This is a genomic window from Flavobacterium sp. TMP13, assembly GCF_050847115.1.
GTDB lineage: Bacteria > Bacteroidota > Bacteroidia > Flavobacteriales > Flavobacteriaceae > Flavobacterium.
Map to the genome: position 1 here is coordinate 2,679,365 of NZ_CP193656.1, position 11,883 is coordinate 2,691,247.

Annotated in this window: 6 protein-coding genes; 1 reads left to right on the top strand and 5 read right to left on the bottom strand. The window is 35.2% G+C overall.

Translation table 11 applies throughout. The features are described 5' to 3' along the window. The first annotated feature begins 78 nt into the window (after positions 1–78). Positions 79–867 (top strand): superoxide dismutase, encoded by a 789-nt coding sequence (locus tag ACRASX_RS11760; RefSeq protein ID WP_432221357.1) that lies wholly within the window; start codon positions 79–81, stop codon positions 865–867. A gap of 91 nt (positions 868–958) precedes the next feature. Here ACRASX_RS11760 and pheT read toward each other — a convergent pair whose 3' ends face one another. From pheT to recG, 5 genes are all read right to left on the bottom strand, one after another. Continuing rightward, the gene (gene pheT, locus ACRASX_RS11765) at positions 959–3,379 is read right to left on the bottom strand and encodes a phenylalanine--tRNA ligase subunit beta (protein WP_432221358.1); all 2,421 of its coding nucleotides are present in this window, start codon (positions 3,377–3,379) and stop codon (positions 959–961) included. A 304-nt stretch (positions 3,380–3,683) separates the two neighbouring features. After that, complete coding sequence (locus ACRASX_RS11770) at positions 3,684–4,997, bottom strand: TolC family protein (protein ID WP_432221359.1); 1,314 nt, start codon at positions 4,995–4,997, stop codon at positions 3,684–3,686. Positions 4,998–5,001: 4 nt separating this feature from the next. Beyond that, positions 5,002–8,103 carry an efflux RND transporter permease subunit gene (locus tag ACRASX_RS11775; RefSeq protein WP_432221360.1) on the bottom strand — a complete coding sequence of 1,034 codons (3,102 nt, stop codon included), beginning with the start codon at positions 8,101–8,103 and terminating at the stop codon, positions 5,002–5,004. A 66-nt stretch (positions 8,104–8,169) separates the two neighbouring features. Further along, positions 8,170–9,231, bottom strand: a complete 1,062-nt coding sequence (locus ACRASX_RS11780) for an efflux RND transporter periplasmic adaptor subunit (protein ID WP_066308020.1) — start codon at positions 9,229–9,231, stop codon at positions 8,170–8,172. Positions 9,232–9,503: 272 nt separating this feature from the next. Next, complete coding sequence (recG, locus tag ACRASX_RS11785) at positions 9,504–11,609, bottom strand: ATP-dependent DNA helicase RecG (RefSeq protein ID WP_066308017.1); 2,106 nt, start codon at positions 11,607–11,609, stop codon at positions 9,504–9,506. Positions 11,610–11,883 lie beyond the last annotated feature (274 nt).

An 11,883-nucleotide genomic window follows, 5' to 3' on the forward strand; every position in this document is an offset into this window, starting at 1 on the left:
TGCTTAAATAAAAGATTTCTTAAGTGAAGCATTTTAAAGCATAACGTAATTATTCCACTAAAAATAATATTTATCTTAATGAAAAAATATCTCCTTTTATCCGTGTTTTTTGCAGCTTCACTTTGTTTGTTTTCTTGTAAAGATGATAATTTAATTGAAGTGGTTGAAGTGCCATTACCAACTAAAGATGAGAAGGTTTTGATTGGAAGTCCTTTGGATGTAAAGGCAGATCCAGGTTCGTTTGATGTGTTGAAGCTTCCTTATGCCTATGATGCGTTAGCACCAATGATTCGTTCTTTAACTTTAGAAATTCATTATTCTAAGCATTATTTAGGCTATACTAATAACTTGAATAAAGCTGTCGCAGGAACTGCGTACGAGAATATGCCAATTGAAGAAATGCTCTATAAATTAGATTTAAATGATGCTGCATTGCGAAACAATGCTGGTGGGTATTACAATCATACCTTATATTGGAAAAGTATGAGTCCGAAAGGTAAGTTAGAACCTGTCGATACAATTGCGGGATCCATAAAAAAAGATTTTGGATCTTATGCTAATTTTACAACTCAGTTTAAAAACAAATCGATGAAACAGTATGGTTCGGGTTGGGCATGGCTTGTTGTCGATAAAGCAGGGAAGTTGCAAATTACGACGACAGACAATCAAGACAATCCGCTAATGAAAAATGCTTTGGTTCCTGGATTGCCGATTATGGTGTTAGATTTATGGGAACACTCATATTACTTAGATTATCAGTATAAAAAGAAAAATTATGTCGATGCTTTTTTTAAAATCATCGACTGGGACAAGGTTAATGAAAATTATAAAGCAGCTTTAAATAAAGTCAAAAATAAGCAGTTTTAAATTGGAAATGCGTTTAACTCATTTTTATAGCAATAAAAAATCCGTTTCAAAACTAGTTTTGAAACGGATTTTTTTATTTAGAGGTATGTCATTATCTTAAATTAGCACCTAGTTCAGTTTCAAAGCTTTTTTGCAGCTTGGCCATTATCTTATCTATTTGTGCATCAGTTAATGTTTTAGCATTGTCTTGAATGGTAAAACTTAACGCGTACGATTTTTTACCTTCGGGTAAGTTTGCACCTTGATAAACATCAAATAAATTAACGTCTTTTAAGAGTGATTTTTCAGTTTGTTTGGCCAATGCATAAATACTATCGTACGTTACATTTTGATCAATTAGCAACGCTAAATCGCGACGTACTTCCGGGTATTTCGGAATTTCTGTGTATTTAATTTTGCCAGTTATTATTTTCAAAATTAAATCCCAATTAAAATCAGCGTAGTAAACGTCTTGCTTGATTCCGAAAGTTTTTAAAATCGATTTCTTAACCACTCCCATATCCACAAGAGCTTCGTGTCCGTAATAAATAGCAGTCCCTTCTGAAAAAATGTCAACTTCTGTTGGATTGTTTGTTAACTTTTGAATTCCCAAACGTGATAGTACTCCAGAAACATATCCTTTCAGTAAAAAGAAATCGGTTGATTTTGATGGATTAGACCACGACTCTTTGTTTCTGTCTCCCGTAATAAAAAGGCTTAAATGTTTGTGCTCTTCGTAACCATTCAAATATTTATGGTATGTTTTTCCGTATTCAAATAATTTTAAATCAGAATTTTTACGATTAATATTATAAGATATTGCTTCTAATCCAGAAAATAATAAGGACTGTCTCATTGTTGCCAAATCGACACTCAAAGGATTTAGCATGGTTACATTATGTTCTTCTTTTAATAAAGAAGATAATTTTGCGTAGTTCGCAGTGGTCAATGAATTATTCATCATTTCGTGAAATCCTTGCGAATTTAACTGTACCGCAATACTATTTTGAACTTTGTAATCTTCGGTTCTAGGTGAATTCAGAACGGTAGCGTTTAACTTATTTGAAAAGCTAATGTTGTTGTATCCGTAAACACGCAAAATCTCTTCAATTACATCAACTTCTCGCTGCACATCAACGCGGTATGCCGGAATTGTAAGTCCAAGACCAGTTTCAGAAATACTATTAACTTTAATATCTAAAGAAACTAATATTTTCTTGATAGTATCTTTTGGAATTTCCTGTCCAATAATTTTAGAAACATTTTTGAAATTTAAAAAAACAGAAAAATCTTCTATTTTCTTAGGATAGATATCAACGATATCAGATGTAATTTCACCACCAGCAATTTCTTTGATCAGCAGAGCAGCACGCTTTAAAGCATATTCCGTAATGGTTGGATCAATTCCTCTTTCAAAACGGAAAGAAGCATCGGTACTCAACTGGTGCCTCTTGGCTGTTTTTCTGATGCTTACAGGATTAAAGTAAGCACTTTCTAAAAATATAGAAGTCGTACTTTCCGTCACTCCAGATTTTTTTCCTCCGAAAACACCAGCAATACAAAGTGGTCCTTTATCGTCACAGATCATTAAATCTTCTTCATTTAATGTTCTTTCAACATCATCTAAGGTGATAAATTTGGTTCCAGATGGTAATTTCTTTACCGATATTTTACCATTAATTTTTGTAGTATCAAAAGCGTGCAAAGGTTGTCCTAGTTCATGCAACACGTAATTGGTAATGTCTACAATATTGTTTTTTGGCGTAATGCCAATTGCCTTTAATCGATTTTGCAACCAGTTTGGCGAATCTTCAATCGTAATACCAGAAATAGTAACACCACAATAACGAGGTGCAAGTGTTGGCTCTTCTACAGAAACATCAATTTTATTCGTTCGCATGTCCACTCTAAAATTACTTACGGATGGAGTAATAAGTTCAAAATGTGTTCCTTTTTGAAGCAACCCAGCTCTTAAATCACGAGCAGTTCCGTAGTGACTCATTGCATCAGCTCGGTTTGGAGTCAATCCAATTTCAAAAACTTCATCATTTTCAATTTCAAAAATACCAGAAACTGGCGTGCCTGGTTTTAATTCTGCGTCCAAAACCATAATTCCGTCATGAGCTGTTCCAAGACCTAGTTCGTCTTCAGCACAGATCATTCCGTGGCTCTCCTGTCCGCGAATTTTACCTTTTTTTATTGTAAATTCAGTTCCTTCTTTATCGTACAAAGCAGTTCCAATAGCTGCTACTGCTACTTTTTGACCAGCAGCAACATTGGCAGCTCCACAAACAATTTGTAATGGATTTGCTTGCCCTATATCAACTGTAGTTATGTTTAGACGATCAGCGTCGGGATGCTTTACACATGTTAAGACATGGCCAACCACAACGCCTTCCAATCCTCCCTTGACTGATTGGTATTTTTCAACAACTTCAACTTCAAGGCCCAAATCCGTCAATAAAGCGGCTGTTTCTTCTGAAGTATTGTCTATTTTAACGAATTGTTTTAACCAGTTGTACGATATTTTCATGGTAACTTTATTATTCTTTTTTCAAGATGTAAATATAGCGATTGCTTACGGGAGTTTAAAACTATTTTTCTTTTTTATTGTTCAATATAATAGCGTCTATTTGATATTTTACCTCCAGTTTCTACTCATTTGTCCTCAATTAATTGATAGAAAATTGTAACAAAAATGTATCTTCTAAAAATAGGTGTTTTATTTACAAGTAAAAAAAGCTTCCAGAACATAATTGATTTTAAAATCAGCATATTTTGGAAATTTTTTATAGTTTAGTAAAGCATTCTTGTAGCAATTAAGAGCTTGATTTAATCTAAAAATTGATTGTTCCTGTCAATTCTTTTAATGCTATTTCAGATAATTTTGCTTGAAATTGCGCATTGCTGTACCGCAGTTTTGCATTGACATGGTTTAATTGAGCAGTTCTAAATTCTAAAGTGGTAATTGTTCCAATTTTGAATTTATCCATTGTAATATCTAAATTTTGTCTCGCTATCGCTTCGTTATTTGCTTCTAGGCTAATCAAGTCAATATTAGTTAAATACGTTTGATAGTTAATTGCTAATTGAGCTATTAAAAACTGATTTTGCTGCTCCAATGAAATAAGAGCATTATCCACTTCAATTTTTGCATTTTTTTCGTTTCTGTTTTGGTTAAAACCATCAAAAATAGTCATCGAGGCTGTAAAGCCGTAATTCAGACCTTTCGAATTTGCTTGGCTTGTAAAGCCTAAACTTGATTTACTATCGGCAAAATTATAACCCGAATTTAAAGTCAAAATCGGATAACGATTTCCTTTTACTTGCTTTAATTGCAGCTCTGCGATGCGATTGTTAATAATTTGTGCTTGTAAAGCTGGATTTTGTTTTTGAGATAAATTTAATAATTCATCATATTTTAGTTGTGCATTTACTTTTAAAGCATCAACTACTGTAAAAGGTGTGTTTGCATCACGAGCTAAGATCTGATTCAGCAGTATCTTGGTATTTTGATAAGTTTCCTTCTGACGTAAAAGCGCAACTTGATCAGTATTTAAATCAACTTGAGCATTTAGTACTTCCAGTTTTGAAGCTTTTCCAATACTAAAACGGTTTTTAGCCAACTGTAATCGCTCTTTTGAAATTGAAATGCTCGAATCTATAGCTGTTAGCTGCTGTTGTTGCTGAACCAAATCGTAATAGTTTAAATTTACTTGTCCTATTTTTAGCAACACCGTCCTCTTTAATTCGTTTTCACCTAATTTTTTCAATTCTTCTAATTGCTCGGCTCTCGCGAACATTCGTAGTCCGTCAAAAACAGTCCAATCTAAGCCAACTCCATAATTTAAATTATTATTTTTAGCATTATCTAAAGCGATAGATGTACCGTCTTGTCTGGTTTGAGACGTGTTTTGAATGCTGTTGTTGTCAACTACTGATGCTTTTGCGATAGGTAACATACCAGCATTACCTATAGTATTATTGTTTTCGCTGATTTGTAAATTATTGGATGCAATTTTTATTTCAAAATTATTATCTAATGCAATTTTTACGGCATCTTCGATAGTCAAAAGTTCCTGCGCATTTACACTTGCTACTGTACATAGAAAGGCAAAGAAAAGACAGAATATATTTTTATTAGAATTCATAGTTTTAATGCTTTTCAATTTCTCTTTCGTATTCATCAATATGGTCAAATTCGGGATAATGTTTGCGTGCTCTGGACCACATAAAGTATAAAGCTGGTATTATAAATAAAGTCAATACCAAAGAGAAAATAGTTCCTCCCACGATTACCACTCCCATTCCCACACGGCTTGTAGAAGCTGCTCCCAAAGACATTGCGATTGGCAAAGCACCTAATGATATCGCCAAACTTGTCATTAAAATAGGACGCAAACGCGCTTCTGAAGCTTCCACTATTGCTTCATATTTATCTTTTCCTTGTTCGCGGAGTTGGTTTGCAAACTCCACAATCAAGATACCGTTTTTGGTCACCAAACCAATCAGCATAATGGTACCAATTTGACTGAATATATTCCAGGTTTGATCAAACAACCAAAGCGAAAATAAAGCACCCGCTACTGCCATTGGTACGGTTAAAATGATAATAAGTGGATCAATAAAACTCTCAAATTGTGCCGACAATATTAAAAATATTAATAATAAAGCCAGTCCAAACGCAAAGGAGGTATTGGAACTGCTTTCAACAAAGTCACGAGATTCGCCTCCTAAGTCGGTTGTAAAAGTATCATCTAAAACCTTTGCTTTAATTTGATCCATTGCTTCGATACCGTCACTGATACTTTTTCCCGGAGCCAAACCTGCAGAAACCGTAGCCGACATGTATCGATTATTGTGGTACAGTTGTGGTGGATTACTTTGCTCCTCAATAGAAACAACATTATCCATCTGAATTAATTCTCCTTTATTGTTCTTTACAAACATAGACGTTAAGTCCAATGGCTTCGAGCGATCTTTTTCGTCAAACTGACCGATAACTTCATACTGCTTGCCATTTTTAATAAAATAGCCAAAGCGTTGTCCGCTTAGAGAAAGCTGCAATGTTTGTGCAATATCTTTAATTGAAATGCCTAAACTTTGCGCTTTTTCTCTGTCGATGCTCACATTTAATTCGGGTTTGTTGAATTTCAGATTTACATCAGTCATGGAGAACACATCACTTTTAGATGCTTCTTCCATAAATAATGGAATTTTTTCTTCTAAGTTTTTAAAGTTTTGTGCCTGTATAATGTACTGAATGGGTAAGCCTCCACGTCTATTTACCGCAATTGTGGGTTGCTGGGTAACCGATGTCCGTGCTTCAGGATATTGGCTCGTCCATTGTGAAAGTTTATCTACAATTTCTTGTTGAGAACGTTCTCTTTCGCCTTTTTCTTTCAAGGTTATACGAACAAAACCACTGTTGACCGAAGAGGAACCGTAGCCAGGGGAGGAAACCACCAAAGCCACTTTCTTCTCTGGTATAGAATCATCAACCAATTTAGAGATTTCTTGCATGAATCGATCGGTATATTCATAGGTGGAACCTTCTGGAGTAGCCATTCGCATCACAATAGAGCTACGATCATCGTAAGGTGCAGTTTCTTTTTTCAATACATTAAAAAATAAATAAATCATTCCAAAGCAGGCAATAATAATTGGAAAACTCAGCCATTTTTTAGCCATAAATTTCTTCAATGCGTTGGCATAACCACTATTTAATTGTTCGAAATACGGTTCGGTTCTTACATAAAATTTTGATTTTTTCTGTTCTCCACCTTTCATTAAATAAGCGTTCAACATGGGTGTCAATGTTAGGGAGACAAAGGCAGAAATAAGTACGGCGGCGCCAATTACGACCCCAAATTCTCGAAACAGTCGGCCCACAAAACCTTCTAAGAAAATCACCGGTAAAAAGACCGCTGCCAAGGTAACTGAAATAGAAATTACGGCAAAAAATATTTCGTTAGAACCTTTGATCGCTGCCTCAATTGGCGACATTCCTTCTTCGACCTTCTTAAAAATATTCTCGGTAACTACAATTCCGTCATCGACGACCAAACCTGTAGCCAATACAATCGCTAGCAAAGTCAATACATTGATCGAGAAGCCGAACATCCACATAATAAAGAAGGTAGCGATTAACGAAACAGGAATGTCAATTAATGGACGAAATGCAATAGCCCAATCTCTAAAAAATAAATAAATAATTAAAATTACAAGAACGATCGAAATTCCTAGTGTTTCGGCTACTTCTAAAACTGAATTTTTAACAAAAATCGTATTGTCAAGCGCAATATTTAGTTTAATATCTTGCGGTAAATCTTTTTGTAGTGCATCAAATTTTTTGTAGAATTCAGTGGAGATATCCAAGTAGTTAGCACCTGGCATTGGTACAATGGCCAAACCAATCATCGGTTTGCCAGATTGACTCAGCTTGGTTTCTATATTTTCTGGTCCTAAAACTGCCGTTCCTACATCGCTAAATCGAACTGTTTTTTCGCCTTCCGAACGGACAATAATATTGTTAAACTGTTCGGCAGTAGCTAAATTTCCAACTGTTTTCACGGTCAATTCGGTGTTGCTACCGGTCAATTTCCCTGAAGGTAATTCTACGTTTTGTGCATTTAAGGCATCTCTAATTTCGGATACAGTTATGCCATACGAAGCTAATTTGACAGGGTCAATCCACAAACGCATCGCGTATCGCTTTTGTCCCCAAATTTGCACACTGCTGACACCAGGGATCGTTTCGAGTCTTTGCGAAATGACATTTTCGGCATAATCACTCAATTCCAATTGGCTTCGAGTTTCACTTTGCACGGTCATCGATATAATAGCATCTCCATCGGCATCTGCCTTGGAAACCACAGGAGGCGCATCGATATCTTGCGGAAGACTTCGAATAGCACGCGAAACTTTGTCACGCACATCATTTGCAGCTTCTTCTAAATCTTTATCTAAATTAAATTCGATTGTAATATTACTACTTCCTTGATTGCTCGACGATGTGATGTTTCGAATTCCATCGATGGCGTTAATAGCTTTTTCGAGTGGCTCAGTAATTTGAGATTCGATAATATCAGAATTGGCTCCCGTGTAACTCGTTCGAACCGAAACCTGAGCAGGATCAATTGAAGGAAATTCCCGAACGCCCAAAAAGCTGTATCCAATTAGTCCAAACAAAATAATGGTAACATTTAGGACAATGGTTAGAACGGGTCTTTTTATACTAATGGTGGATAAACTCATTATATTTTTTTATTTTTTGGAGTTTAATTTTTTACTTTAAACAATGACTGTGTTGTAATTCTAAGTTTAGTTTTTAATCTGAACTTTTACTGGAGTTTCGTTTTTTAACGTCATTACACCACTTGTAATTAAAGTGTCTCCCACGTTTAAACCAGAAAGTATCAAAATGTCAGATTCAGTTCTTGTCGCGGCATCAACCATTACCTCTTTGGCTTTTCCATTGTTAGAAATAAAAACTTTTTTTCCACCTTGAACAGGAATAATTGCTTCCGAAGGAACAACAATGGCATCGGTTATTGTTGCCAAAGGCAAATGCACTTCTGCAAAAGTTCCAGGAAATAATTTACCTTGTTGATTCTCTGCAATGGCACGTATTTGTAGTGTTCTTGTCGCTACTTCAACCTCGGGTTCAATAGCATAAATAATTGCAGTATGATTTGCCGAAGACCCAGAAACTGTAAAATTGACTACTGTTTTGTTTTTAACTTGCGTGGCATATTTTTCTGGCACTGAAAAGGTAATTTTTAATTGATTGGTGTTTACTAATTTGGCAACCAAAATGGCTGGAGTAATGTAGGTTCCTGGAGAAATCGATCGTAAACCAATCTTACCTGAAAAAGGAGCTTTTACAGCTGTTTTTGCTATTTGAGCACGAACCAATTGCGTTTGTGCTTTAGTGGAAGCAAAGTCGGCGTTGGCTACATCATATTCTTCTTGGCTAATTGCTTCTTTTTGAAGTAATAGTTTGGCGCGTCTTGCATTTTCTCCAGCTAAGCCTTCTTTGGTCACTGCTTGTTGCAATTGTGCTTTTAACTCGATGTCGTTTACTTTAAATAAAACTTGACCTTTTTTTACAAAAGTGCCTTCGCTAAAATAGATGCCTTCTACAATTCCAGAAACTTCACTTCGAATTTCAACCTGCTCATTGGCTTCTATCGAGCCAGAAAGTGACAGAGTGTTATTAAAAGTCGAGCTCTTTACAACTACTCCGCTTACTTGCATGGCTGTTTTATTTCCTTTAAAATTTTTTGCAGCAGCATTTTTCTCTTTGTTAGCAAAAATTCGGAAAGTGATAAAACCCACAATTATAATTGCGAGTAAGACGAGAACTAAGTTTTTTAATTTCATTGGTATGGAAGTAAACTAGAATTAATTAACATTTAATAAGTAAGATTGCAAATTTAGGTTTTTGTAAACAATAGAAGCGCGCTTCGCGGCACTTTAACAATTGTATATACAACTATTGTTTTGCGAATGAACAAAACAACACCAGTTTAGACCGAATAAAATAGCAAAGGTTTAATATAGTTTTTATACAAAAAAACAGATCAATTAATTATTAGAGGACCTAATTGGCATAATTAAAGTGTAAAAATTTTCATAATTTTTGTAAAATAAAATCAACTTATATAGTTCCAGATATTTTTCTTTTTAGTCAGTTCAATGTAAACAGATCGCATAGTTGCGTGTTCTGGTAACTGCAAAGCCGAGTCCTTTTTAAGTATGGTCATGGCGTAATTACGTGCTAGAGCCAGAATATCTCTGTCCTTTACAATATCAGCAATTTGAAGATTAAGTACGCCACTTTGCTGTGTTCCCATTAAATCGCCTGGACCTCTAAGTTTTAAGTCTACTTCTGCAATTTCAAAACCATCATTGGTTTGTACCATGGTTTCCATTCGGGTTTTGCTATCGGCGCTCAACTTATATGAAGTCATTAAAATACAATAACTTTGTTCGGCACCTCGACCAACACGGCCTCTCAATTGGTGCAATTGAGAAAGACCAAAACGCTCGGCACTTTCAATAATCATCACACTAGCATTTGGTACATTAACGCCGACCTCAATCACTGTAGTTGCCACCATTATGTTAGTTTTTCCTTCTGAAAATCGTTTCATCTCGGCATCTTTATCAGCGGGTTTCATTTTTCCGTGTAATATTGAAATCGAGTATTGCGGCAGCGGAAAATCTCTAGAAATACTTTCGTAACCGTCCATTAAATCTTTGTAGTCCATTTTTTCAGATTCCTGAATTAGCGGATAAACTATATATATCTGTCGGCCTAATGCAATTTCATCGCGCAAGAATTTCCATACTTTCAAACGATTACTATCGAAACGGTGCACAGTTTGAATTGGTTTTCTGCCAGGAGGCAACTCGTCAATCACCGAAATATCCAAGTCTCCATACAAACTCATCGCTAAAGTTCTCGGGATAGGAGTAGCGGTCATTACTAGAACGTGCGGCGGAATGGTGTTTTTCTTCCATAACTTCGAGCGTTGCTCGACTCCGAAACGATGTTGCTCATCGATAACTGCTAATCCTAAATTTTTAAATTTCACTTTATCTTCCAATAAAGCATGCGTTCCTATTAAAATGTGCAGGCTTCCATTTTCTAATTCTTCGTGAATAATTCGTCTGGCTGCAATCTTACTAGAGCCAGTTAGTATTTTTATATTGATGTTTAAAGTCTGTGCTAACTCTGAAAGCCCCACAAAATGCTGATTGGCTAAAATTTCCGTTGGTGCCATCAAACAAGCCTGAAAACCATTATCTATGGCAAGTAGAATACTCATAAAGGCAACAATGGTTTTTCCTGAACCCACGTCACCTTGCAACAAACGATTCATTTGCGCATTGCTACCCATATCGGCACGAATTTCTTTAATTACGCGCTTTTGTGCATTTGTTAAATTAAAAGGCAAGTGATCTTGATAAAATTCATTAAAATAGTGACCCACTTGGGTAAACGGATGCCCCTTTATTTTATGTTTCTGGATGAGATTTTTGGTAATTAACTGCAACTGAATAAAGAACAGTTCTTCAAATTTTAGGCGGAATTGCGCTTTCGCTAAAAGTTCAGTGCTTTTAGGAAAATGAATGTTAAACAAAGCCGCCTTTTTAGGAATTAGTTTGAGTTCATTAATTAAATAATCAGGCAAAGTTTCGATAAACAAGGTTTGTGTTTCGATAAACAATTGCTCCATCAATTTATTAATGACCCGATTCGTAATGCCACGATTGGCTAATTTTTCGGTAGAAGGATAAACAGGTTGCATCGCCGAGCGCAGACTTTTTTGATGTTCTGCTAGGACTTCAATTTCAGGATGAGACATATTAAACATGCCATTAAACGAAGTGCACTTTCCAAAAATAACAGAAACTTCATTTATTTTTAGCGCTTCTTTAATCCATTTTATTCCTTGAAACCAAACCAATTCCATCTGCCCAGTATCATCCACGAAAGTGGCAACCAAACGTTTTTGATTTTTACCAAATTCAACTGTTTTTATATTTACGATCTTACCAATAATTTGCATTTCGGTAGTCGCATTTTGTAATTCATTAATTTTATAATAACGCGTTCTGTCAATATATCGATTGGGAAAAAAGTTAACCAAATCACGGTATTTATGAATGCCCAACTCTTTTCGAAGTAATTCGCCTCGATTGGGACCGACGCCTTTTAAATATTCGATTGGAGTTAGTAGCAGATTTGACATTGTAGAAATTGAAAATTATAAAATGAGTTTGTAAATAATAAGAGCTAAGTCAGATATTGAAAATAGATTTGGTTCTATAAACTTAATCTAATGTCTCTATTTTTTTTCTTTTTGCTTAGTGAAGCGAAGATAGATTTTAATTTGGAAATTTTAAAATGAGAAGGTACTGATAAGAGCGTTACGCAACTGTTACTGAAATACTAAAATTAGCTTAAAAAGTTTTAAACAATAAGGTAAAGGTTTGTTAAACAAGAAAAAATAGGTAATAATAGTA

Excerpts from the sequence above, each read along its gene's own strand:
- recG (WP_066308017.1), bottom strand. The coding sequence starts at position 11,609 with ATGTCAAATCTGCTACTAACTCCAATCGAATATTTAAAAGGCGTCGGT.
- ACRASX_RS11760 (WP_432221357.1), top strand. The coding sequence starts at position 79 with ATGAAAAAATATCTCCTTTTATCCGTGTTTTTTGCAGCTTCACTTTGT.
- ACRASX_RS11780 (WP_066308020.1), bottom strand. The coding sequence starts at position 9,231 with ATGAAATTAAAAAACTTAGTTCTCGTCTTACTCGCAATTATAATTGTG.
- ACRASX_RS11770 (WP_432221359.1), bottom strand. The coding sequence starts at position 4,997 with ATGAATTCTAATAAAAATATATTCTGTCTTTTCTTTGCCTTTCTATGT.
- ACRASX_RS11775 (WP_432221360.1), bottom strand. The coding sequence starts at position 8,103 with ATGAGTTTATCCACCATTAGTATAAAAAGACCCGTTCTAACCATTGTC.
- pheT (WP_432221358.1), bottom strand. The coding sequence starts at position 3,379 with ATGAAAATATCGTACAACTGGTTAAAACAATTCGTTAAAATAGACAAT.